This is a genomic window from Xanthomonas chitinilytica (assembly GCF_026107455.2).
Lineage (GTDB): Bacteria > Pseudomonadota > Gammaproteobacteria > Xanthomonadales > Xanthomonadaceae > Stenotrophomonas > Stenotrophomonas chitinilytica.
On the sequence record NZ_JAPCHY010000011.1, the window covers coordinates 144,577 to 168,267 of the forward strand.

The following is a 23,691-nucleotide window of genomic DNA, read 5'->3' on the forward strand; positions in this document are numbered from 1 at the left end:
CAACGAACCCAGGAAACTCCCCGCATGGCCACCGAAGTCAAAGTTCCGGTACTGCCCGAATCCGTATCCGATGCCACCATCGCCAGCTGGCACAAGAAGGCCGGTGAGGCAGTCAAGCGCGACGAGAATCTGGTCGATCTGGAAACCGACAAGGTCGTTCTGGAAGTCCCGTCGCCGGTCGACGGCGTGCTGAAGGAAATCAAGTTCGACACCGGCAGCACCGTCACCAGCGCCCAGGTACTGGCCATCATCGAGGAAGGCGCCGTCGCCGCCGCACCGGCACCGGCCGCCGAGGAGAAGAAGGCCGATGCGCCGGCCGCGGCTGCCGCTCCGGCCGCAGCGCCGGCCCCGGCCGCCAAGTCCGGCGCCGATGCCCTGCCCCCGGGCGCCCGTTTCACCGCCATCACCGAAGGCGTGGATCCGGCCCAGGTGGAAGGCACCGGCCGCCACGGCGCGGTGACCAAGGAAGACATCGTCAACTTCGCCCGCAGCGGTGGCGCCGGCAAGGCCGGCGGCGCGCGTCCGGAAGAGCGCGTGCCGATGACCCGCATCCGCAAGCGCATCGCTGAACGCCTGATGCAGTCGAAGAACTCGACCGCGATGCTGACCACCTTCAACGAGGTCAACCTGTCCAAGGTCTCGGCCGCGCGCAAGGAGCTGCAGGAAGAGTTCCAGAAGGCCCACGGCATCAAGCTGGGCTTCATGAGCTTCTTCGTGAAGGCCGCCGCCAACGCGCTGCAGCGCTTCCCGCTGGTCAACGCCTCGATCGACGGCGACGACATCATCTACCACGGCTACAGCGACATCTCGATCGCGGTGTCGACCGACAAGGGCCTGGTGACCCCGGTGCTGCGCAACGTCGAACGCCAGTCGTTCGCCGACATCGAGAAGGGCATCGCCGACTACGCCAAGAAGGCGCGCGACGGCAAGCTGAGCCTGGAGGAACTGCAGGGTGGCACCTTCACCGTGACCAACGGCGGTACCTTCGGCTCGCTGCTGTCGACCCCGATCGTCAACCCGCCGCAGAGCGCCATCCTCGGCATGCACGCGATCAAGGAGCGTCCGATCGCCGAGAACGGCCAGGTCGTGGTCGCGCCGATGATGTACCTGGCGCTGTCCTACGATCACCGCATCATCGACGGCAAGGACTCGGTGCAGTTCCTGGTCGACATCAAGAACCAGCTGGAAAACCCGGGCCGCATGCTGTTCGGCCTGTAATGCCCACGGCCCCTCTCCGCCCGCGGAGAGGGGTCTGGCTTTGCGGCCTCCACAACCGCACCACGCCTTCTCCCCGGCGCCCCGCGCCACCGGCTTCGCCACGAAGCTCGGGAAAGCATCAAGGAACCATCAATGGCTGAACAATTCGACGTCGTCGTCATCGGTGCCGGTCCGGCCGGCTACCACGCTGCCATCCGCGCCGCCCAGCTCGGTCTGAAGACCGCCTGCATCGACGCTGCCCTGGGCAAGGACGGCAAGCCGGCCCTGGGCGGCACCTGCCTGCGCGTGGGCTGCATCCCGTCCAAGGCGCTGCTGGACTCCTCGCGCCAGTTCTGGAACATGGGCCACCTGTTCGGCGAGCACGGCATCAGCTTCAAGGACGCCAAGATCGACGTCGAAGCGATGGTTGGCCGCAAGGACAAGATCGTCAAGCAGTTCACCGGCGGCATCGCCATGCTGTTCAAGGCCAACAAGGTCGCCGCCTACTACGGCTTCGGCGAGCTGCAGCCGGGCAACGTGGTCAAGGTCAAGCAGCACGACGGCACCGAGGTCGAACTGAAGGGCACCAACGTCATCCTCGCCGCCGGCTCGGACTCGATCGAGCTGCCGTTCGCCAAGTTCGACGGCGACACCATCGTCGACAACGTCGGCGCGCTGGACTTCACCGAAGTGCCCAAGCGCCTGGCGGTGATCGGCGCCGGCGTGATCGGCCTGGAGCTGGGCAGCGTGTGGAAGCGCCTGGGCGCCGAGGTCACCATTCTCGAGGCGCTGCCGGACTTCCTGGCCGCCGCCGATGCCGAAGTGGCCAAGACCGCCGCCCGCGAATTCAAGAAGCAGGGCCTGGACATCAAGCTCGGCGCCAAGGTCAGCAAGACCGAAGTGACCGGCAAGGGCAAGAAGAAGGAAGTCGTCGTCACCTACACCGACGCCGAAGGCGAGAAGACCCTGACCGTGGACAAGCTGCTGGTGGCCGTCGGCCGCCGCGCCGCCACCAAGGGCCTGCTGGCCGAGGGCACCGGCGTGAAGATCAACGAGCGCGGCCAGATCGAGGTCGACGAGCATTGCCACACCGGCGTCGACGGCGTCTGGGCCATCGGCGACTGCGTGCGCGGCCCGATGCTGGCGCACAAGGGCTTCGAGGAAGGCATCGCGGTGGCCGAGCTGATCGCCGGCCTGCCGGGCCACGTCAACTTCGACACCATCCCGTGGGTGATCTACACCGAACCGGAAATCGCCTGGGTCGGCAAGACCGAGCAGCAGCTCAAGGCCGAGGGCATTCCGTACAAGGCCGGCAGCTTCCCGTTCGCGGCCGTGGGCCGCGCGGTGGCGATGGCCGAGCCGGCCGGTTTCGTGAAGGTCCTGGCGCATGCCGAGACCGACCGCGTGCTGGGCCTGCACCTGGTCGGCGTCAACGTCTCCGAGCTGGTGCACGAAGGCGTGCTGACCATGGAGTTCAACGGCTCGGCCGACGACCTGGCACGCATCTGCCATGCCCACCCGACCCTGTCGGAGGCGATCCACGACGCCGCCATGGCCGTGAGCAAGCGCGCCATCCACAAGGCCAACTGAGCCCCGCTGCTCGATGGAACGGCCCGGTCATCCCGGGCCGTTCCGCTTTATGGCAAGGACTGTTCGATGGCAATGCCCGGCGCTAAGCTGCTCGTCCTCTCGGTCCTGTTGGTCACGGCGACATCCATGGCGGCAGACGAAACCGGCAACGGCAGCATCCATGAGCGCTGCAGGCTGCTCAAGGTCGGCATGGACTATCGCAATGCGATGGCCATCATGCAGCGCGAGCCGGACAGCACCCTGAACGGGCATACCGCCGCCGATCCGTTCGGCGGACAACCGGCCGGCAGTTACGCGATCGACTTCTGGCAGGAACTCGCTGCCGATGGCAGGCGGCTTGTCTCGCAGATGCGCTACAGCGGCGGCGAAGTCGAAAGCTTCGAGTGCGGACGTCCCGCCGACGGCGATTCCCAAGACGGAAATTCCTCCTCTGACAATGGCAATTGATTCCATGCGTTCCATCTGCGTCTACTGCGGCTCCAATTCCGGCAGCAAACCCCTCTACACCGAACGCGCCATCGCCCTGGGCGACCGCATCGCGCGCGACGGCCTGCGGCTGGTGTACGGCGGCGGCAACGTCGGCCTGATGGGCACGGTGGCCAACGCGGTGCTGGCCGCCGGCGGCGAAGTCACCGGGGTGATCCCGCAGCAGCTGGCCGACTGGGAAGTGGCCCACCGCGGCCTGACCTCGCTGGAAATCGTCGGCTCGATGCACGAGCGCAAGTCGCGCATGTTCGAACTGTCCGACGCCTTCGTCGCCCTGCCCGGCGGCTTCGGCACCATGGAGGAAATCTTCGAGATGCTGACCTGGCGCCAGCTCGGCATCGGCAACAAGCCCTGCGCCTTCCTCGACATGGACGGCTTCTACGCCCCGCTGATCGGCATGATCGATCGCATGGTGGAAGAGCGCTTCCTGCACCCGGACCAGCGCGCAGACCTGTGGTACGGCAGCGACATCGAGCAGATGCTGGCGTGGATGCGCGATTACACGCCGGCGCAGGCGTCGAAGTGGATCGACGAAAAACGCAGCAGCGTACTGCGCTGACACCAGCGGTAAGATCCCGGCGCATGGCGACGCGCTCATCACCGCTGGCGCCCTGATTCCACTGCGGCGCGGATCGACGAGAAGCGCAGCAGCGTACTGCGCTGATTCCAGCGGCAAGATCCCGGCGCGTAGCGACGCGTTCATCACCGCTGGCGCCCTGATTCCACTGCGGCGCGGATCGACGAGAAGCGCAGCAGCGTGCTGCGCTGACACCCGCGGTAAGATCCCGGCGCGTGGCGACGCGTCCCTCATCGCTGGCGTCCTGATTCCGCTGCGGCGCGGATCGACGAGAAGCGCAGCAGCGTACTGCGCTGACACCAGCGGTAAGATCCCGGCGCGTGGCGACGCGCTCATCACCGCTGGCGCCCTGGTTCCACTGCGGCGCGGATCGACGAAAAACGCAGCAGCGTGCTGCGCTGACACCAGCGGTAAGATCCCGGCGCGTGGCGACGCGTTCCTCATCGCTGGCGCCCTGGTTCCGCTGCGGCGCGGATCGACGAGAAGCGCAGCAGCGTGCTGCGCTGACACCAGCGGCAAGATCCCGGCGCGTGGCGACGCGTTCCTCATCGCCGGCGCCCTGGTTCCACTGCGGCGCGGATCGATGGGAAGCGCCGCAGCGTATTGCACGGATACCCGCGACTTGACTCCGGAATGGAGACGTTTCCCGTTCGATCGGCCATGAGCAGTCATCCGGCGGCTGAAAAGCACTTCAGCCGCTGGAAAGCGGATGCTTCAGGCGATTTCCTGCAGCTGCATCGGTGCCGGGCGGCCGAGCAGGTAACCCTGGCCGTAATCGCAGCCCAGCTCCATCAGCGTCTGCTGCTGCTGCACGGTCTCGATGCCCTCGCCCACGGTTTCGATGCCCAGGGTGTTGGCCAGCGACAGCACCCCGCGCACCAGCGTCAGCGTGCTCTGGCCCTGTTCCTCGTGCAGCCCGGCGACGAAGCTCTGGTCGATCTTCAGGGTCGAGATCGGGAAGCGGTGCAGGTACGAAAGCGCCGAGAAACCGGTGCCGAAATCGTCCAGCTGGATCTGGATGCCGCGCTCGCGCAGCGCCTGCAGGATCTGCAGCGTGCGCGGGCCATCGTCCACCAGCGCCATCTCGGTGATCTCCACCCGCAACCGGTACGGATCGGCGTTGGCCGCCTCGATCAGGCCGAACAGGCGCGGGATGAAATCCGGCGAGCGGAAATGCCGCGGCGACACGTTGACCGACACGTAGCCACGGCCGCCGCGTGCCAGCCGGTTGATCACCTGTTCGTACAGCAGCCAGTCCACCTGTTCGATCAGCCCGCTCTCCTCGCCCAGCTCCAGGAACACGCCGGGCAGCAGCAACCCACGGGTTTCGTGCTGCCAGCGCAACAACGCCTCGTAGCCGACCACTTCGCCGTCGCGCAGGCGCACGATGGGCTGGTAGAACGGCAGGAAATCGCGGTTGTTGATCGCCCGGCGCAGATCCGCTTCCAGGTCCAGGCTGCGCAGCGCCGCCTCGCGCATCGCCTCGTCGAACAGCACGCAGCGGTTCTGGCCCTTCGCCTTGGCGCGATACATGGCCGCGTCCGAGTCGCGCAGCAGTTCCTCGCCGTTGCGATAGCGCGGATGCCACAGGGCGATGCCGACGCTGCCGGAAGGAAACAGCTCGCGGCCGGCCACCAGCATCGGTTCCTCCAGCGCCAGCAGCAGCCGCTGGCCCAGTTCCAGCACCGGACCGGAGTCGGCGCCGCAATTGACCAGGATCGCGAATTCGTCGCCGCCCAGCCGCGCCACCACGTCGTCGCTGCGCACCATCGAGACGATGCGCTTGGCCACCTCGACCAGCATCTTGTCGCCGGCGGCGTGGCCGATGCTGTCGTTGACCAGCTTGAACCGGTCCAGGTCCAGGAACAGCACCGCGAACGGCATGCCATCGCCGTAGCGGGCACGCTGGATGGCGTCTTCCAGGCGATCGAGCAGGTGCAGGCGGTTGGGCAGCCCGGTCAACACGTCGTGCATGGCCTGGTGGGTCAGCCGCTGCTCGGCGCGCAGCCGCTCGCCGATCTGCGCCAGCAGCTTCTGGTTGACCTCGCCCAGCTCGCGGGTGCGTTCCTCCACCCGCCGCTCCAGCTGCGCATGCGCATGGCGCAGGCGTTCCTGGTCGCGCTGGCGGGCCAGGCCGTTGCCGATGTTGTGGGCGACGAACGCCAGCAGGCGCTGGTCGTGGCGGGTGAAGCTCACGTCCCGGGAATAGCTCTGCACCACGATGACGCCCACCGCTTCGTCGTCGCGGAACAACGGGACCCCCAGCCAGCAGTGCGACTTGGTGCCGAACTCCTGCACTTCGCCGGCCAGGTGCAGTTCGTCGATGTCCTTGCGCGACACCAGCACCGCGCGACGTTGGCGCAACGTGTATTCGGTCAGGCCGCCGCTGAAGGGACGCGATTGGCGGGCGCCGTGCTCGTCCACCGAGTACACGAACTCCAGGCCGGTCCCGACATCGTTGATGAGCGCGATGTAGAAGTTGCGCGCGTCCAGCAGCTTGCCCACCACACCATGCACTTCGGCGTAGAAGCGATCCAGGGTCTCGCAGCTCATCGCCAGCTCGGAGATGTTGAACAGCGCCAGCTGCAGCGTTTCCGCGCGCCGGCGCTCGGCGATCTCCTCCTGCAGGTTGCGGTTGGCGCGCTGCAGCTCCAGGGTGCGCTCCTGTACCCGCTGTTCCAGCTGCACCTGCGCCTGGCGCCGGTCCATCGCGGTCAGGATGTGCTTGGCGACGAAGTCCAGCAGTGCGCGGTCCTCTTCGCTGTAATGCACGCCGCTCTCGTAGCTCTGCACCACGATGGCGCCGCAGACCCGGCCCTCGCGCCGCATCGGCACGCCCAGCCAATGGGAACTCTCCGGCCCCTGCAATGCGTCGTGGTCGTCGCCCATGTGCTGCAGCAGCTCGCGCGACGGGCCGCTGAGCGGCTGGCCGTGCCGCAGCAGCGCGAAGGTCAGGCTGCTGGGCATCTCGTGTTCGTGGTAGCTGCGCGCCGGATCGGGCGCGAACTGGTCCTGGTTGTCGGCGAAGTAGAGGAAACGCAGGCTGTTGCGCGCATCGTCGTACTCGACGATGAAACAGTTCTCGGCATACATCAGCGAACCGAGCACGCGGTGGAACTGGCACAGCATCTCCGCCATTTCCAGGTCGGCGCCGGCCAGGTCGGCGATCTCGTACAGGGCTTCCTGCAGCAGCTTGGCGCGTTCCAGCTGTTCGATGTGCAGGCGCTGGCGGGCGGCATCCAGCGCGGCGTTGCCCAGCGCCATCGCCATGCCCAGCCAGGCACGGCGCTGCGCCGGTTCCAGCGCGGTGGCCGCCTGGGCCACCACCGCCATGCGGGCGCCGCCCTTGCCGGGGGTCCAGGTGTGGCGCAGCTGGCCGTCGGCATAGCCGGTGCCGTTCTCCTGCAACGCCCGCTCGGCATGGTCGCGCAGGGAACCGGCGTCTTCCGGATGCGCACTGCTGCCGTTGCCCAGCAGTTCGTCCTCCCACGCCACCGCCACCGATGCACCGGCAGGCAGCAGCCCGTGCAGGGTTGCCACCACCTTTTCCGTCGGAAAGGCGTTGGCCGTGTTGGACGCGGACTGGCTGGACGACATGCGTTGGATTCCTGCTGGCACCGGTGGCCCGGCGCCTCCCCTGTACCCAGCATAACGCCGCCGCGCCCGGCCGCGCAGCACCTGTCGGCATGCTGCCCGCCGCTCCCGCTTGCGCGGATCGCGGAGAACTAGGCACGGCAGCGGCCAGCGCTTACGCTCGCGGGGTGGATACCGCTGCCCAGCCCACCGACGAATCCCTGATGCAGGCCTATGCGGGCGGCGACCTGGACGCGTTCGGAGTGCTGTACGCGCGCCATCGCAGCCGCCTGTACCACTTCCTGCTGGGGCAGCTGCGCGACCCATCGCTGGCCGAGGAGCTGTTCCAGGACGTATGGCAGCGGCTGGTCCATGCCCGCGCCGGCTGGCAACCGGAGGCGGCCTTCACCACCTGGCTGTTCCGCATCGCCCACAATCGGCTCAACGACCACTGGCGCGCCGCCCGTCATCGGCCGCCCGCGCCGATCGACGCCGAAGAACGCACTGCGCGCCTGGCCGATGCCTGCACCCCGGAGCTGGCGCTGTCCGAGCTGTCGCAACGGCGGCAACTGCAGCGCGCCCTGCGCGAACTGCCGCCCGAACAGCAGCAGGTGGTGCTGCTGCGGCTGGAGCAGGAACTGAGCCTGGAGGAAATCGGCCAGATCACCGGCGTGGGCCGGGAAACCGTCAAGTCGCGGCTGCGCTATGCGATGGACAAGCTGCGCGCGAGGTTGAGCGAATGAACACACCCGATCCCCTGACCGCCGAAGAACGCGAGCTGGCCCGGCTGCTGGGCTCGCCATCGCCCGGCGACGGTCCCTCGCCGCAGGTGGACGCCGCGGTGCTGGCCATGGCGCGCGCCGAACTGCAATCGACCGCAGGCCGGAACGATAGCCTGCAGGCCGATCCGCCACCGGCGGTCGCCGCCGTTCCGGCGACCGCGCTCTCCCGGACCCGCGCGCATCGCCGCCGGCAGCGCCCCATGGCACTGATGGGGCTGGCGGCATCGCTAGTGATTGCGGTCGGCATCGCCTGGCAGCTCCGCCCGTTGCCGCCCGCTCCCATGCAGGAGACGGACCTGCCGGCTCCCGCCGCTGCGCCGGCGGCGGCCGAAGCATCGTCCGATGCCGCATCCGAAGCGCCCGCCTCCGCTTTCAGCCAGGAGGCGGAAAAGATCGATCCTCCCTCCATCCAAGCTGCTCCCGCGGCCGCGGCCGCGGCACCTGCCCCGGCCGCCGCCCGCGCGCGCCCTGCTCCGCCTTCCCCGGAACCGGCCATCGTCGAACCGGTCCCATCGCCGCCAGTTGCCGAGCGCATCGTCGTTCCCACAGCGCCTCCCGCGCCGCCGGCCCCACCGGCAGCGGCGCCCGCCGCACTCGAGGACCGCGTCGTCCCCACTGCCGGCGCCCTCGCCGCCCGGGAACGTGCCCCGTCGCAGCAACAGCGCAAATCCGAGGCGGCACCGCCACCGCCCCGGCGCACCGCGGCACCGGTAGCCGCGTTCCCGGCATCGGCGGAGCCGGCCGACGCGGCGGGCATCGAGCACGACGCCGCGCTGCCGCGGCGGCAATGGCTGCAACGCATCCGCGAGCGCCGCGACGGCGGCGACCTGGAAGGCGCCCGCGCCAGCCTGCGCCGGTTCGCTGACGACCACCCGCACGCCCGCATCCCGCGCGACCTGCGTCCGCTGCTCGAGGAATGAGGGTGCACCTTGCGGCCCGGCGGACAGCCGCGGAGGCAATCACTAGAATGGTCCGGATGCTCGATACGCTCGCCGCAACCGTCAGCCATTCGCTGGAAATCCGCCACAGCCGCTTCATCGCCCATGCCGCGCCGATCGCCGACGCGGCGGCGGCGCTGGGCTTCGTGCAGCAGGTGTCGGTGGCCGACGCCACCCACAACTGCTGGGCCTACCGGCATGGCAACGATTACCGCTCCAGCGACGACGGCGAACCCGCCGGCACCGCCGGGCGGCCGATCCTGGCCGCCATCGACGGCCAGGGCTTCGACCGCATCGTGGTGGTGGTGACGCGCTGGTTCGGCGGCATCAAGCTGGGTGCCGGCGGGCTGGTGCGCGCCTATGGCGGCACCGCCGCCGAATGCCTGCGGCTGGCGCCGCGGCAGCCGCTGGTGGCACTGGCGGCGCTGACCCTGCGCTGCGGCTTCGAGGACATCGGCGCGCTCCATGCCGCGCTGGCCGCGCACATGGCCGAGAAACGGCAGGAAACCTTCCATCCCGACGGCCTGCAGCTGGACATCCGGCTGCCCGCCAGCGAAACGGAGGCACTGACCCGGCGGCTTCGCGACGCCACCCGCGACCGCATCCGCATCACGGAATCCGACACCCATGAATGAACCCGCCCCGGCCAGGGAAAAATCGCTGCGCAAGCTGGGCAGCCTCGGCACCCTGTGGCCGTTCATCCGCCGTCATTACGGCCTGTTCGTGGCCTGGCTGGCGGCGCTGGCGGTGTCCTCGCTGGCCACCCTGAGCCTGCCGATGGCGGTGCGGCAGATGATCGACCACGGGTTTTCCGGCGGCGGCCAGATCAACCGCGCCTTCGCCCTGCTGCTGGCGGTGGCGGTGGTGCTGGCGCTGGCCACGGCGGCGCGCTTCTTCTTCGTCTCGCTGCTGGGCGAGAAGGTGGTGGCCGACCTGCGCGGCCAGCTGTACGGCCACCTGATCGGCCTGGATGCCGGCTTCCACGACCGCAGCCGCAGCGGCGAACTGGTCTCGCGGCTGTCGGCCGACAGCGAACTGCTGCGCAGCGTGATCGGCTCGACCATGTCGGTGGCGCTGCGCAGTTCGGTCACCGTGGTCGGCAGCCTGGCGATGCTGTTCGTCACCAGCCCGCGGCTGGCCGCCTACGCACTGCTCGGCATCCCGCTGGCGGTGCTGCCGATCGTGCTGGGCGCGCGCCGCCTGCAGAAGATCTCGCGTGCCAGCCAGGATCGGATCGCCGACGCCAACAGCCTGGCCGCCGAGACCCTGGGCGCGGTGCGCACGGTACAGGCGCATGCGCGCGAACCCTACGAGCGCGGCCGCTTCGACCAGGCGCTGGCGGTATCGGTCGCCACCGCGCGGCGCCGCATCCGCACCCAGTCGATCGTCACCGCCGCGGCCATCATGCTGATCTTCGGCGCGATCGTGCTGGTGCTGTGGTCCGGCGCCCACGACGTGGTCGACGGGCGCATGAGCGCCGGCACGCTCGGCCAGTTCGTGCTGTACGCGCTGATCGGCGGCGGTTCCATCGGCGCGCTGGCCGAGGTCTGGAACGAGCTGCAGCGCGCCGCCGGCGGCATGGGCCGGATTTCCGAACTGCTGCAGGAAACCCCGCAGGTGGTGGCGCCGGCGCAACCGCAGGCGCTGCCGGTGCCGCTGCGCGGCGAGATCCGCTTCGAGGACGTGCAGTTCCACTACCCGCAACGTCCCGACCGCGCGGCGCTGCAGGGCTTCGACCTGCACATCCGCCCCGGCGAGACGGTCGCGCTGGTCGGGCCTTCCGGTGCCGGCAAGAGCACCGTGCTGTCGCTGCTGCTGCGCTTCCACGATCCGCAGCAGGGCACGCTGTCCATCGATGGCGTCGACCTGCGCGATGTCGATCCGGCGGCGCTGCGCCGGCAGATCGCGCTGGTGCCGCAGCAACCCACCCTGTTCGCCGCCAGCGCCGCCGACAACATCCGCTACGGCCGCCTGGAAGCCAGCGACGAGCAGATGCGGGCCGCCGCCCGCTCCGCCGAGGCCGACGACTTCCTGCAGCAACTGCCCGAGGGCTACGACAGCGACCTGGGCGAACGCGGCGCGCGCCTGTCCGGCGGCCAGCAGCAGCGCATCGCCATCGCCCGCGCCCTGCTCAAGGACGCGCCGATCCTGCTGCTGGACGAAGCCACCAGCGCACTGGACGCGCAGAGCGAGCGCGCCGTGCAGCAGGCGCTGGAACGGTTGATGGCCGGCCGCACCACGCTGGTGATCGCGCACCGCCTGGCCACCGTGCTCAAGGCCGACCGCATCGTGGTGATGGACCATGGCCGCATCGTCGCCCAGGGCACGCATGCCCAGCTGCTGGCCGAGGGCGGGCTGTATGCGGAGCTGGCGCGCCTGCAATTCATCGACTGATGACAGGCCGCTAACGGCGGCCGTTGCATGCTCCCGCTGCCGGGCCGCGCCCGGCGCGATGCAACGGCTTCCAGGAGGCACCCCATGGCTTTCCGGCAATTCCCCGCCATCGGCCCGGATGGCGAAACCTACGTCATCATCGAGTTCAAGGACGAGAAGAGCGGCAACGACGAGGGCGACGGCAACGGCGCGCCGCGCTACGAACTGGCCGATGGCCGCCACCTGATACGACGTGGCCGGCAATACGTCACTGCCGGAGGCGAGCTGACGCTGTCCGCGGCATGACCGCCGCGGCCGTGCCGTCGCCGGCGCAACGCATGCTGGTCAAATTTTGACCAGGCATCTTGACAGGCTTGTGCCGCGGGGCGTTCCGGCGGTTATCCACATGTTTGTGCGCATTCCATCCACACCGCCTGTGGATGGATTCGGCGCTGCCGCCGTCAGCGCGGGAGTACCCGGCCGATGCCGCTGTCGTCGATCTCGCGCGCCGCGGCGGCCAATGCCTGCGGGTCGCTGTCGTGGTCGAAGCCGATGCGGAAATGCACCTCGCCCAGCGGCGTGCGCGAGGAATGGATCGAGGACAGGCTCACGCCATGGCGCTCGAACACGTGCAGCAGCTCGCGCAACGAGCCGGCGCAATCCCGCGGCAGGTAGACGCTCAATGCCCGGGTCTCGGTCAGGTCGGCCAGCAGGTAGCCGACCCGCTCGAAACTGTAGTTGCCCTCGCCCAGCGCGGCTTCGCCCAGCGCCTGGCGGTTGCGTTCGAGGAACTGCCGGCGGAACGCCTCGCGCGCGGCCTCGCTGCCGTCGCCGACCTGCGCGCGCAGTTGCCGCAGCTGATCCAGCAGCCGGTCCAGCATCCCGGCCACGTGCGGGTTGCCGAACTGGATGTCCTCGTAGATGGCCGGGTTCATCGACAGGATGCGGGCGATGATCGCCGTGTCCAGTTCGAACGAGGCCGAGCGGTAGGGCATCAGCGACGGCAGTTCGCCCAGTTGCGGCGCATATTCGCGCAGCACGCCGGCCTGGGCCAGGTGGGTGGCGTGCACCATCGCCTGCACCAGCGCCATGACCTTGTCGTGGTGCTCCGGCGTGGCCTGCACGCACTCGGCCTCCAGCGCCCCGCACAGCGCCTGCAGCCAGCCTTGCCAGTGCCGCAGGCGCGCCTGGCACACCACCAGCACCCGCCCCTTCAGCGTCGGCGCCTTCGGCGGCGCGGTCATCGGGTGCAACCCGGCGACGTCCGCCTGCGATTCCAGCATCGCCGCCACCGGCCCGGCCTTGACCGAGGTGACGTCCAGCCACAGCTTCCCGCGCTCGCGCCCGGCCGAGCGCCGCACGTAGTCGCCGATCAGCGCCGGCGTATGCCGGATCGGCGCCGAGAACAGCAGCACGTCGGCGCGCTCCAGCAGCGTCTCCGGACTGTCCGAGGCGGCATCGGCCGGATCGTGGCCGATCACCTCCAGGCCCATGCGCTCGCTGAAGAACCGCCGCAGCCAGCGGCCGTAGGCACCGGCGCTGCCGACGATGCCGACTACCGCCGGTGTCCTCATGCCAGGCGCTCGGCGCGGAAACGGTCGGGCAGCGACAGCGCCGCCGGCGCCGCGGCCAGCACGTCGAATTCCTCGTGGCCCGCCGCCAGGGTCGCTTCCAACGCCGCATGCACGCCCGCGATCGCGCGCCCCACTGCCGCCTCGAAGGCCTCGCCCTTCAGCAGGAAGCCGACCAGCAGCGACATCAGCACGTCGCCGGTGCCGGCCACGTCCACCGGCAGGTGCGGCGAGGTCCAGCGCCAGATCGCGTCGCGGCCGACGGCCAGCGTCACCAGCTGGCCGGGATCGCCGGAAACGCTGTGCGCGATCACCCATTGCGGGCCGCGCGCCAGCAGCGCGCGCGACGCGGCGATGGCATCGTCCTGCGCCAGGCTCGGCATGCCGGTGAGGCGGCCCAACTCGAACGCATTGGGTGTCACCAGCCAGGCGTGCGGCAGCAGCCGTTCGGCGAAGATGGCTTCCAGGCCCGGCTCGACGTAGGGCCCGGTGTGGGTATCGCCGATCACCGGATCCAGGCAGTAGCGCAGGTTGGGCGCCTGCGGCAATGCCGTCTCCAGCCAGTCGGCGAAGGCCGCGCCATTGGCGACGCTGCCGAAGTAGCCCGACACCAGCGCACCGGCACGCTGCGGCAGGCCGCGTTCGCTGGCGCCCAGCAGCAGGTCGGCCAGCCAGTCCGCCGGCAATACCCGGCCGCGCAGGGTCGGATAGAACGGCGCATTGCTGAGCAGGGTGGTCGGTATTTCCGCCACCCGCAGGCCCAGCGCGCGCAGCGGCGGCACCGCCGCGCTGTTGCCGGCGTGGCCGTAGACCAGTTGCGATTGCACCGAGATCACGTCCACCGGCGAAGGCCCTTCGGGGCGTTGCCGGCGACCGTGCACGAGATGGCTGTGGTCGGATTCGTTCATCGCCGCATTTTACGGCCGTATGCCGGCGGCCGGCGGCATCGATGCACATGCAACCAAGGCGTCGACCGGCTGCGATTCGACCAGCGGCCCGGCGAGGCCGGTCTCCTCCCGTTCAATCATCCGCGGGAGAAACACATTCCCGGGGCGGGGCGGAAAGCTCGCGACTGACGTCGCTCCTACAGGGAGCAGGAAGGTGTTGTAGGAGCGACGTCAGTCGCGACCGATGGGAACCTCGACCGCCCTGACAGACCAAAAAAAAAGCCGCAGCAGGCTGCGGCCTTTTCGCAGCGGAGAACCCCGCCGCAATCAGGACGAGGTCATCCGGTCCCAGAAGCCCTTGACGCCATCGATGAAGGTGGCCGACTTGGGCGAATGCTTGCGTGCCTCCTCGCCGATGAAGGTGGCCTCGAACTGCTCCAGCAGCTTGCGCTGCTCGGCGGTGAGGTTGACCGGGGTTTCCACCACCACCCGGCAGTACAGGTCGCCCTCGCTGCGGCTGCGCACCGAGCGCACGCCCTTGCCGCGCAGGCGGAACAGCTTGCCGGTCTGGGTTTCGGCGGGGATGCGGATTTCCGCCTCGCCGCCCAGCGTGGCCACGCGCACGGTATCGCCCAGCGCGGCCTGCGAGATGCGGATCGGCACGTCGCAATGCAGGTCGTCGCCGTCGCGCTGGAAGATCGGGTGCTCGCGCACGCGCACTTCCACGTACAGGTCACCCGGCGGCGTACCGACCGGCCCCGCTTCGCCCTCGCCCGCCAGGCGGATGCGGTCGCCGTTGTCGACGCCGGCCGGAATCTTGACCGACAGCACCTTGTCTTCTTCCACGCGCCCGGCGCCACGGCAGGTCTTGCACGGGCTCTGGATGATCTGCCCGCGGCCGCCGCAGTTGTGGCAGGCCTGCTGCATGGCGAAGATGCCGCGCTGGATGCGCACCTGGCCGCGGCCGTGGCAGACGTTGCAGGTCTCGACCTTGCCGTCCTCCGAGCCGCTGCCGCGGCAGTCGCCGCATTCGGCCAGGGTCGGGATTTCGATGCGGCGCTCGACGCCCATCACCGCTTCTTCGAGGTCCAGCTCCATCACGTAGCCGATGTCGGCGCCGCGACGCGCCTGGCGCGAACCGCCACCACCACCGAAGATGTTGCCGAAGATGTCGCCGAAGATGTCGCCCATGTCCGGGCCGCCAGCGCCGCCGCCCATGCCATGCTCGAACGCGGCGTGGCCATGGGCGTCGTACATGCGGCGCTTGTTGCCGTCGGACAGGACTTCGTAAGCCTCCTTGCACTCCTTGAACGCCGCCTCGGCGGCGCTGTCGCCCGGGTTGCGGTCCGGGTGGTGCTTCATCGCGCAGCGGCGATAGGCCTTCTTCAGTTCTTCGTCGCCGGCAGTGCGGGAAACCCCCAGTACCTCGTAATAGTCACGCTTGCTCATATCGTGGATCGGTGTCCGGATAGTCGGGATTCGTCAAGACGAAGGAGCGGAATCTCGTCCGCTCCCGCGCCGGGCGCCCCGACAGGCCGGTTGGCTGTCAGGACCATTCGATACGACGAAGGGACGCTGCCGTTGCAGCGTCCCCCGCCATGTCCGGATCAGGACTTCTTGTCGTCCTTGACTTCGGTGAACTCGGCATCGACGACGTCGTCGTGCTTGGCCGAGGACGCGCCGGCACCGGTATCGGCACCGCCGGCGTCACTGCCCTGCTCGGCCGCGGCCGCGGCGGCATACAGCGACTGGCCGGCTTCCTCCAGCGCCTTCGACTTGGCTTCGATCTGCGCCTTGTCGTCGCCCTTCATCGCCGTCTCCAGGTCGGCCAGCGCCGACTCGACCTTGCCGATCACGTCGCCGCCGACCTTGCTGCCGTGCTCGGTGATCGCGGTGCGGGTGGCGTGGATCAGGCCGTCGGCCTGGTTGCGTGCCTGCACCAGCTCCTGGAACTTCTTGTCTTCCTCGCGGTTGGCTTCGGCGTCGGCCACCATCCGCGCGATCTCTTCCTCGGACAGGCCCGAACCGGCCTTGATCTCGACCTTCTGTTCCTTGTTGGTCTTCTTGTCCTTGGCCGACACGTGCAGGATGCCGTTGGCGTCGATGTCGAACGACACCTCCACCTGCGGCAGGCCGCGCGGCGCCGGCTCGATGCCGGACAGGTCGAACTTGGCCAGCGACTTGTTGTAGCGGGCCTGGTCGCGCTCACCCTGCAGCACGTGCACGGTCACCGCCGACTGGTTGTCCTCGGCCGTGGAGAAAGTCTGCGAGGCCTTGGTCGGGATGGTGGTGTTCTTCTCGATGATCTTGGTGAACACGCCGCCCAGGGTCTCGATGCCCAGCGACAGCGGGGTCACGTCCAGCAGCAGCACGTCCTTAACGTCGCCCCCCAGCACGCCGCCCTGGATCGCCGCACCCAGCGCCACGGCTTCGTCCGGGTTGACGTCCTTGCGCGGTTCCTTGCCGAAGAACTCGGTCACCGCCTGCTGCACCTTGGGCATGCGGGTCTGGCCGCCGACCAGGATGATCTCGCCGATGTCGCTGGTGCGCAGGCCGGCATCGTTCAGGGCGATGCGGCACGGCTCGATCGAACGCTTGATCAGCTCCTCCACCAGCGCTTCCAGCTTGGCGCGGGTCAGCTTGATGTTCAGGTGCTTCGGACCGGAGGCGTCGGCGGTGACGTACGGCAGATTCACTTCGGTCTGCTGCGCGCTGGACAGCTCGATCTTGGCGCGCTCGGCCGCATCCTTCAGGCGCTGCAGCGCCAGCGGATCCTTGCGCAGGTCGATGCCCTGGTCCTTCTGGAACTCGTCGACCAGGTACTCGATGACGCGGTTGTCGAAGTCTTCGCCGCCCAGGAAGGTGTCGCCGTTGGTGGCCAGCACCTCGAACTGCTTCTCGCCGTCGACGTTGGCGATCTCGATGATCGACACGTCGAAGGTGCCGCCGCCCAGGTCGTAGACCACGATCTTGCGGTCCTTGCCGTCGCCCTTGTCCAGGCCATAGGCCAGGGCCGCGGCGGTCGGCTCGTTGATGATGCGCTTGACGTCCAGGCCGGCGATGCGGCCGGCGTCCTTGGTCGCCTGGCGCTGGCTGTCGTTGAAGTAGGCCGGCACGGTGATGACCGCCTCGGTGACCTTCTCGCCCAGGAAGTCCTCGGCGGTCTTCTTCATCTTCTCCAGCACGCGCGCGGAAATCTCCTGCGGCGCCATCTTCTTGCCGTCGCTGCCCTGCACCCAGGCGTCGCCGTTGTCGTGGGCGATGATGGCGTACGGGACGTGGGCGATGTCCTTCTGCACTTCGCCGTCGGTGAACTTGCGGCCGATCAGGCGCTTGACGGCGTAGAAGGTGTTCTTGGGGTTGGTGACGGCCTGGCGCTTGGCCGAGGCGCCCACCAGCACTTCGCCGTCCTTGGTGTAGGCGACGATGGAAGGCGTGGTGCGGTCGCCCTCCGAGTTTTCGATGACGCGGGCCTTGCCGCCGTCCATGATCGCCACGCACGAGTTGGTGGTGCCGAGGTCGATACCGATGATCTTGCCCATGAGGGAGACTCCTGAAAGATGCGTATGCCGTCCGGCCGCTGCCGGGTTATGGATGGGATGTGGGGGATGCCCGTTTCACATTCAAGCCGTCCCCGTGACGCTGTGTGCCGCTGCCGGGGCCTGTTAAGCGACCGGCCGGCGGCGACGGCTCAGTCGGCCCTGGCCACCACCACCAGCGCCGGCCGCAGCAGGCGCCCGTTGAGCAGGTAGCCCTTCTGGAACACCGTGACCACGTGACCCGGGGCGATTCCGTGGGCCTCCACCTGGCTGATGGCCTGGTGGTGCTCGGGGTTGAACGCTTCGCCGGCCGGGTCCAGCAGGGTGAGGCCGTTGTCGGCGGCCACCTTGAGCAGCTGCTTGTAGGTCAGCTCCAGGCCATCGCGCAGCGGGCTGGCCTCGGCACCGGCGGCATTGAGGCCGGCATCGAGGCTGTCGAACACCGGCAGCAGGTCGCCCAGCAGCTTCTCGTTGGCGAACTTGCGGGCCTGCTCGACATCGCGCGCGATGCGCTTGCGCTGGTTCTCCAGGTCGGCGCGCTCGCGCAGGGAATCGGCCTTCAGCAGCGCAAGCTCGTTGCGCAGGGCTTCCAGCTGCTCCTGCAGCGGATCCACCGGCGTCTGCGGTTCGGAGGGGTTTTCAGAATCGAATTCGGGGTGGTCTTGGTTCATTTCCGGTTCCCAGGCGAAGGTCTGCCGCCTACTCCGACCACGTATGTGGGCAGGTTGGGCGGATTCAAGCCGGAGCGCCCTCGGCGGCTGGCGGCGGCACCTCCAGCGCCTCGCCCAGCACTTCGGCGGCGGTCTGCACCAGCGGGATCACCCGGTCGTAGGCCATGCGCTTGGGGCCGATCACGCCCAGCACCCCCAGCACCTGGCCGCCGGCCACGTAGGGCGCAGTGACCAGCGACACGCTTTCCAACGGCACCATGCCGGTTTCCTCGCCGATGAAGATGCGCATGCCCGGCGCCTGGATGGTGCGCTCGAGCAGTTGCAGGATCTCGCGCTTGCTGGCGAACAGTTCGAACAGTTCGCGCAGCCGGTCCAGGTCGCCCAGGTCCTGCACCCCCATCAGCCGGGTCTGCCCGGCCAGCACCACGTCGTCCTCGCCCGGCACCAGCGCCTGTTCGGCCAGGTCCACGCTGTGCGCCAGCAACTGCTCCATTTCCGCCTGCGCGTTGCGCAGGTCCTGCAGCAACCGGTGGCGGATCTCGGTCACCGGCCGCCCGGCGAAATGCGCGTTCAGGTAGTTGGCCACCCGTTCCAGCTCGTCCGGCCGGTACGCCCGGCGCGGCGCGATGACCCGGTTCTGCACCTCGTTGTCGGAGAACACCAGGATCGCCAGCACCCGGCGCGGCTCCAGCGACACGAAGTCGATGTGCCGGAACGCGAACTGCTCGCGGCGCGGCGCGCTGACCACGCCGACGAAGCGGGTCATCGCCGACAGCAGCTCCGAGGCGCTGCCCAGCAGGGTCTGGGTGCCGCTGCCCGAGGCCAGTTCGCTGCGCAGCCGGCTCACTTCGTTCTCGCCCGGCGGCCGCATCTGCACCAGGCTGTCGACGAACACCCGGTAGCCCTGCGCGGTGGGCACCCGCCCGGCCGAGGTATGCGGCGAACTGAGCAGCCCCAGGTCCTCCAGGTCGCCCAGGATGTTGCGGATCGTGGCCGGGCTCACGTCCAGCCCGGCGTGCCGCGCCAGCGTCTGCGAGCCGACCGGCTCGCCATCGCTGATATAGCGCGAGATCAGCGTGCGCAGCAGCTGGCGCGCACGCGGGGCAAGCGGTGGCAGGGAAGACGGATGCATGGACTCAGCCTGTGAGATCGCACACTAGATAATGTCACCCTGCCCCCGTTGGCAAGCCATTGGACCACCTTCGCGCGCGTGCTAGCTTTGCGCGGCCCTTCAGCCCCTCGACCATGCTCAGACATCTCTCTATCAAGGATTTCGCCGTCGTCCGCGCCACCGAACTGGAGTTCGGGCCGGGCATGACCGTGGTTTCCGGCGAAACCGGCGCCGGCAAGTCGCTGATGGTGGACGCGCTCGGCTTCCTGTCCGGGCTGCGCGCCGACAGCGGCGTGGTCCGCCACGGCGCCGGCCGCGCCGAGCTTTCGGCCGAATTCGCGCTGGCCGACGACGCTCCGGCCCGCCGCTGGCTGCGCGACAACGAGCTCGACGACGAGGAACAGTGCCAGCTGCGGCGGGTGATCCGTGCCGACGGCGGCTCGCGCGCGTTCATCAACGGCCGCCCGGTCACCCTGACCCAGCTGACGGAACTGGCCGCGATGCTGGTGGAGATCCACGGCCAGCACGAGCAGCAGGCGCTGCTGTCGCGCCCCAGCCAGCTGGCGCTGCTCGATGCCTACGCCCGCAACGACGCCGAGCGCGCCGCGGTGCGGCAGGCCGCCGGCCGCTGGCAGGCGCTGCTCGACGAGCAGGAGACGCTGTCCCGCCAGGGCGACGTGTCCGACCGCATCGGCTTCCTCGAACACCAGTTGCAGGAGCTGCAGCGCGAGGACCTGGAACCGGAGTCGATCGCCGCGCTGGGCGCCAGCCACCGTCGCCAGGCCCACGCCGCGGCGCTGATCGGCGCCTGCGAGAGCGCCAGCGCCCAGCTCAACGGCGACGACGGCACCTCGGTGCTGCAACTGCTGCAGCACATCCGCCACGAGCTGTCGCGGGTCAGCCAGCACGACGCGCGGCTCGGCGACGTCGACGCCCTGATCGACAGCGCGACGATCCAGCTGCACGAGGCGCTGGCCCTGCTCGACCGCATCCACGACGACCTGGATGCCGACCCGCAGCAGTTCGAGGACATCGAACGCCGGCTCGGCCGCCTGCACGACCTGGCCCGCAAGCACCGGGTCGCGATGGAGGAGCTGGGCAGCCACCGCGACGCGCTGGCCACCGAAGTGGAACACCTGCACGGTGCCGACCTGCGGCTGCAGAAGCTGGCCGGCGAGATCGAACAGGCCGCCGCCGACTGGAACGCCGCCGCCACGCGGCTGGGCGAAAGCCGGCGCGCCGCCGCCGCGGCGCTGTCGGCCACCACCACCGAACTGATCGGCGAGCTGGGCATGGGCGGCGGCCAGTTCCTGATCGAGGTCGAGCCGCATACCGTCGCCCGGCCCGACCCCAACGGCGCCGAGCGCGTGGAATTCCTGGTCGCCGCCAACGCCGGGCAGCCGCCGCGGGCGCTGCGCAAGGTGGCCTCCGGCGGCGAGCTGTCGCGCATCTCGCTGGCGATCGAGGTCGCCGCGCTCGGCCTGGATGCGGTGCCGACCATGGTGTTCGACGAAGTCGACTCGGGCATCGGCGGCGCGGTGGCCGACATCGTCGGCCAGAAACTGCGGGCGCTGGGCGAGAAACGGCAGGTGCTGTGCGTCACCCACCTGCCGCAGGTCGCTTCCAAGGGCCATGCCCACTACCGGGTCAGCAAGGCGCCGGTGGACGGCATGACCCAGAGCGCGGTGGAACTGCTCGACAGCCGCCAGCGCCAGGAGGAACTGGCGCGCATGCTCGGCGGCGTGGAAGTCAGCAAGGAAGCCCGCGCCGCGGCCCGCAGGCTGATGCAGGGCAGCTGAACCGGCGACGGAGGAAGTGCTTTCCCCGGCTGCGGGGAGAGCAGCGGGCGCGGGATTCCCGCCCCGGATCGGAATCGGTATCGGAACTGGCGTGATGCCACCTGCCGGAAGCGCCATTGGCCGCTTCATCCTGGTCGCGACTGACGTCGCTCCTACGGGGGGATCGTGGCAGGGGCGACGTCGGTCGCGGGCCTTTCGAATGCATGTCGCGGCCGCCAGCAACCCGTGCCGACCGTGTGCCCTTCTCCCGGAGGCGAGCCAAGCCCCCGGGGTCGCTGCCGGAAGGCGCCGGCCGCGTGCTCTCCGCGGATACCGCCTGAGCGCCGGCCAACTGCCGGCGCCGGCTGCCGTCAGCGGCGCTTCTTGCGCACGTACAGGACCAGCGAGTGTTCTTCCAGCTCGTAGCCGTGATCGGCGGCGATCTTGCGCTGGAGTTCCTCGATCTCGTGGCTCTCGAACTCGATGATCTTGCCGGAGTCGACGTCGACCATGTGGTCGTGGTGGCCGCCACGGTCCAGCTCGTACACGGCCTGGCCGCCTTCGAAGTTGTGCTTGAGCACCAACCCGGCCGCCTCGAACTGGGTCAGCACCCGGTAGACCGTCGCCAGGCCGATCTCGTCGCCATGGTCGAGCAGCTGGCGGTAGATGTCTTCGGCGGTCATGTGGTGCTGTGCGGTGCGCTGCTCCAGCAGCGCCAGGATGCGCATCCGCGGATGCGTCACCTTCAGGCCCACTTTGCGGAGATCGTTGGATTCCATGGCCATCTTGTTCATTGGCGGTTTAACGCCAGTTGCCTCCGGTCAGGTCGCGCTGGGTGCCGGGGAGTGTATCATCGCCGGGATTTCCCCAATCGCGATTCCCGATGCGCAATCTCCTGTTGGTCGCCGTTGTTGCCCTGTCCGCCACCGGCTGCGGCATCATCTACAAGCAGCCTATCTATCAGGGCAACCTGATCCGGGAGCAGGCCGTCGAGCAGCTGCAGGTCGGCCAGAGCAAGCAGCAGGTCAACGCCCTGCTCGGCACCCCCTCGATTCCCGATCCGTTCCACGCCCAGCGCTGGGACTACACCGCCAGCCAGCGCGTGAACCGTGTCGGCAGGATCGAGATCAAGAACTTCACCGTGTTCTTCGAGAACGACCAGGTGGTGCGCTGGGAAGGCGAGTATTTCCCGAACCAGGATGCGGACCTGGCCAAGTCCAGCGTGCGCCAGTTCGGCCGCAACCTGCCGAAGGACAAGAAGGGCCGCCGCTGAGCCATCGCGGCGGTTTCAGCTGCCGGCGCGGGCGCGCCGGCGGCGGTTCTCTTTCGGATCGGCCAGCAGCGGCCGCAGCAGCTCCACCCGGTCGCCATCGCGCAGCGGCGCCTCCGGCTTGACCAGCACGCCGTGTACGGCACAGGCCACCGCGTTGCCGCCGTCGTCGAGTGCGGCGCGGGCGACCGCATCGGCCACGGTCGCCCCCTCTTCCAGTTCCAGCTGCCGCGACTGGCAACGGTCGGGCCAGGCCAGCACCACCTCGATGCGCATCGCGCTCACGCCTCCTGGTCGGCCACGCGCACGAAGTCGTTGACCATGCGGTCGGCCAGCCCCTGGAACCCCAGCGCCAGCGCCGGCCCCAGCAAGCGCGTGGTCGGCTCGAACTCCAGCGTCAGGCTGACCTTGCAGGCGTCCTCGGCCAGCACGTGGAATTCCCAGCGGCCATGCAGGCGCTTGAACGGGCCGTCGCGCAGCTGCATGTCGATGCTGTGCGGCCGCTGCAGCGCGTTCTCGGTCATGAACCAGGTGCGGAACGACCCCAGCCCCAGGTCCAGGCGCGCGACCACCCGCTCCGGATCCTGCTCCAGTATCTGGGCCTTGTCGCACCAGCGGAAGCGGCGCGGATAGGCGGCGACATCATTGACCAGGTCGAACATGCGCGAGGCGGAATGTTCGACCAGGGCGCTGCGGCGGATAGTAGGCATTCGATAGGGGAAGCAGATGGATCGTCCGGGGAAGCCCCGAATCGGAGACAATACGGCGATGAGCAAGAAACCCGGCAAGGATAAAGCAAAGAGCGCGACGGCCACCAAGACCATCGCGCTGAACAAGCGTGCGCGCCACGAATACCACCTGGAGGAACGCTACGAGGCCGGCCTGGTGCTGCAGGGCTGGGAGGTCAAGGCGATCCGTGCCGGCCGCGGCAACATGACCGACGCCTACGCCTACGTGCGCGACGGCGAGATCTACCTGATCGGCGCGCAGATCACCCCGCTGATCCAGGCCTCGACCCACGTCGTGGCCGAGGACCGGCGCCAGCGCAAGCTGCTGCTCCATCGCAACGAGATCGACAAGCTGATCGGCCGGGTCGAGCGCGACGGCTACACCCTGGTTCCCACCGCGATGTACTGGAGCAAGAACAAGATCAAGCTGGAGATCGCGCTGGCCAAGGGCAAGCAGAGCCACGACAAGCGCGAAGCGGCGAAGGATCGGGATTGGGCGCGCGACAAGCAGCGCCTCATGCGACGCCACAACAAGGACGCATAGACCGCTGGCGGCATGCCAACGGTCGGCACGTCATTCCGTCCGCGCGCGGCGGCGCGTTCTTCGGTGCCACACGCCT

Annotated in this window: 22 protein-coding genes; 12 read left to right on the top strand and 10 right to left on the bottom strand. The window is 69.0% G+C overall.

Annotated elements, in window-relative coordinates; genetic code table 11:
• Positions 1-24 precede the first annotated feature (24 nt).
• From sucB to OK345_RS13430, 4 genes are all read left to right on the top strand, one after another.
• On the top strand, positions 25-1,218 hold the full coding sequence (sucB, locus tag OK345_RS13415) for a dihydrolipoyllysine-residue succinyltransferase (protein ID WP_265128486.1): 1,194 nt from the start codon (positions 25-27) through the stop codon (positions 1,216-1,218).
• Positions 1,219-1,350: 132 nt separating this feature from the next.
• Positions 1,351-2,787: a dihydrolipoyl dehydrogenase gene (gene lpdA, locus OK345_RS13420; RefSeq protein WP_265128487.1), complete on the top strand. Its 1,437-nt coding sequence runs from the start codon at positions 1,351-1,353 to the stop codon at positions 2,785-2,787.
• A gap of 66 nt (positions 2,788-2,853) precedes the next feature.
• Positions 2,854-3,234, top strand: a complete 381-nt coding sequence (locus tag OK345_RS13425) for a hypothetical protein (RefSeq protein ID WP_265128488.1) — start codon at positions 2,854-2,856, stop codon at positions 3,232-3,234.
• Between the two features lie 4 nt (positions 3,235-3,238).
• Positions 3,239-3,832, top strand: coding sequence for an LOG family protein (locus OK345_RS13430; protein ID WP_265128489.1), 594 nt, complete (start codon positions 3,239-3,241; stop codon positions 3,830-3,832).
• Positions 3,833-4,564: 732 nt separating this feature from the next.
• On the opposite strand, the gene OK345_RS13435 is transcribed toward OK345_RS13430, so the two are convergent.
• Positions 4,565-7,447, bottom strand: coding sequence for a bifunctional diguanylate cyclase/phosphodiesterase (locus OK345_RS13435; protein WP_265128490.1), 2,883 nt, complete (start codon positions 7,445-7,447; stop codon positions 4,565-4,567).
• Positions 7,448-7,647: 200 nt separating this feature from the next.
• On the opposite strand from OK345_RS13435, the gene OK345_RS13440 reads away from it, so the two are divergent.
• The 5 genes from OK345_RS13440 to OK345_RS13460 all read left to right on the top strand — a co-directional run bounded on the left by OK345_RS13440 (position 7,648) and on the right by OK345_RS13460 (position 11,822).
• Positions 7,648-8,166 (top strand): RNA polymerase sigma factor, encoded by a 519-nt coding sequence (locus OK345_RS13440; protein ID WP_425510972.1) that lies wholly within the window; start codon positions 7,648-7,650, stop codon positions 8,164-8,166.
• 107 nt (positions 8,167-8,273) lie between these two features.
• A complete protein-coding gene (locus OK345_RS13445) occupies positions 8,274-9,125 on the top strand; it encodes a hypothetical protein (protein WP_265155059.1) in 852 nt (283 codons plus the stop codon).
• A gap of 56 nt (positions 9,126-9,181) precedes the next feature.
• Complete coding sequence (locus tag OK345_RS13450) at positions 9,182-9,778, top strand: IMPACT family protein (RefSeq protein ID WP_265128493.1); 597 nt, start codon at positions 9,182-9,184, stop codon at positions 9,776-9,778.
• A complete protein-coding gene (locus tag OK345_RS13455; RefSeq protein ID WP_265128494.1) occupies positions 9,771-11,537 on the top strand; it encodes an ABC transporter transmembrane domain-containing protein in 1,767 nt (588 codons plus the stop codon). The genes OK345_RS13450 and OK345_RS13455 overlap by 8 nt, the downstream gene beginning before the upstream one ends.
• A gap of 84 nt (positions 11,538-11,621) precedes the next feature.
• Positions 11,622-11,822, top strand: coding sequence for a hypothetical protein (locus OK345_RS13460; protein WP_265128495.1), 201 nt, complete (start codon positions 11,622-11,624; stop codon positions 11,820-11,822).
• A 155-nt stretch (positions 11,823-11,977) separates the two neighbouring features.
• Here the strand turns inward: OK345_RS13460 and OK345_RS13465 are convergent, their stop codons facing one another.
• From OK345_RS13465 to hrcA, 6 genes are all read right to left on the bottom strand, one after another.
• Positions 11,978-13,090, bottom strand: coding sequence for a prephenate dehydrogenase (locus OK345_RS13465; RefSeq protein WP_265128496.1), 1,113 nt, complete (start codon positions 13,088-13,090; stop codon positions 11,978-11,980).
• Positions 13,087-13,995, bottom strand: coding sequence for a pyridoxal kinase (pdxY, locus tag OK345_RS13470; protein ID WP_265128497.1), 909 nt, complete (start codon positions 13,993-13,995; stop codon positions 13,087-13,089). The genes OK345_RS13465 and pdxY overlap by 4 nt, the downstream gene beginning before the upstream one ends.
• A gap of 306 nt (positions 13,996-14,301) precedes the next feature.
• Complete coding sequence (gene dnaJ, locus OK345_RS13475) at positions 14,302-15,423, bottom strand: molecular chaperone DnaJ (RefSeq protein ID WP_265128498.1); 1,122 nt, start codon at positions 15,421-15,423, stop codon at positions 14,302-14,304.
• Between the two features lie 158 nt (positions 15,424-15,581).
• Entirely contained in the window at positions 15,582-17,516 is a 1,935-nt protein-coding gene (dnaK, locus tag OK345_RS13480) for a molecular chaperone DnaK (RefSeq protein WP_265128499.1), read from the bottom strand.
• Between the two features lie 149 nt (positions 17,517-17,665).
• Positions 17,666-18,184 (bottom strand): nucleotide exchange factor GrpE, encoded by a 519-nt coding sequence (gene grpE / locus OK345_RS13485; protein ID WP_265128500.1) that lies wholly within the window; start codon positions 18,182-18,184, stop codon positions 17,666-17,668.
• A 64-nt stretch (positions 18,185-18,248) separates the two neighbouring features.
• On the bottom strand, positions 18,249-19,316 hold the full coding sequence (gene hrcA, locus OK345_RS13490) for a heat-inducible transcriptional repressor HrcA (protein ID WP_265128501.1): 1,068 nt from the start codon (positions 19,314-19,316) through the stop codon (positions 18,249-18,251).
• 113 nt (positions 19,317-19,429) lie between these two features.
• Between hrcA and recN the strand changes: the two genes are divergently transcribed.
• A complete protein-coding gene (gene recN, locus OK345_RS13495) occupies positions 19,430-21,094 on the top strand; it encodes a DNA repair protein RecN (protein ID WP_265128502.1) in 1,665 nt (554 codons plus the stop codon).
• A 350-nt stretch (positions 21,095-21,444) separates the two neighbouring features.
• Here recN and fur read toward each other — a convergent pair whose 3' ends face one another.
• On the bottom strand, positions 21,445-21,852 hold the full coding sequence (gene fur / locus OK345_RS13500; protein WP_265128528.1) for a ferric iron uptake transcriptional regulator: 408 nt from the start codon (positions 21,850-21,852) through the stop codon (positions 21,445-21,447).
• Positions 21,853-21,956: 104 nt separating this feature from the next.
• Here fur and OK345_RS13505 point away from each other — a divergent pair, with 104 nt between their 5' ends.
• A complete protein-coding gene (locus tag OK345_RS13505; protein ID WP_265128503.1) occupies positions 21,957-22,346 on the top strand; it encodes an outer membrane protein assembly factor BamE in 390 nt (129 codons plus the stop codon).
• Between the two features lie 15 nt (positions 22,347-22,361).
• Here the strand turns inward: OK345_RS13505 and OK345_RS13510 are convergent, their stop codons facing one another.
• Positions 22,362-22,619, bottom strand: coding sequence for an RnfH family protein (locus OK345_RS13510; protein WP_265128529.1), 258 nt, complete (start codon positions 22,617-22,619; stop codon positions 22,362-22,364).
• Positions 22,620-22,624: 5 nt separating this feature from the next.
• Positions 22,625-23,053 carry a type II toxin-antitoxin system RatA family toxin gene (locus tag OK345_RS13515; protein ID WP_265128504.1) on the bottom strand — a complete coding sequence of 143 codons (429 nt, stop codon included), beginning with the start codon at positions 23,051-23,053 and terminating at the stop codon, positions 22,625-22,627.
• 58 nt (positions 23,054-23,111) lie between these two features.
• On the opposite strand from OK345_RS13515, the gene smpB reads away from it, so the two are divergent.
• Positions 23,112-23,615 carry an SsrA-binding protein SmpB gene (gene smpB / locus OK345_RS13520; RefSeq protein WP_265128505.1) on the top strand — a complete coding sequence of 168 codons (504 nt, stop codon included), beginning with the start codon at positions 23,112-23,114 and terminating at the stop codon, positions 23,613-23,615.
• Positions 23,616-23,691 lie beyond the last annotated feature (76 nt).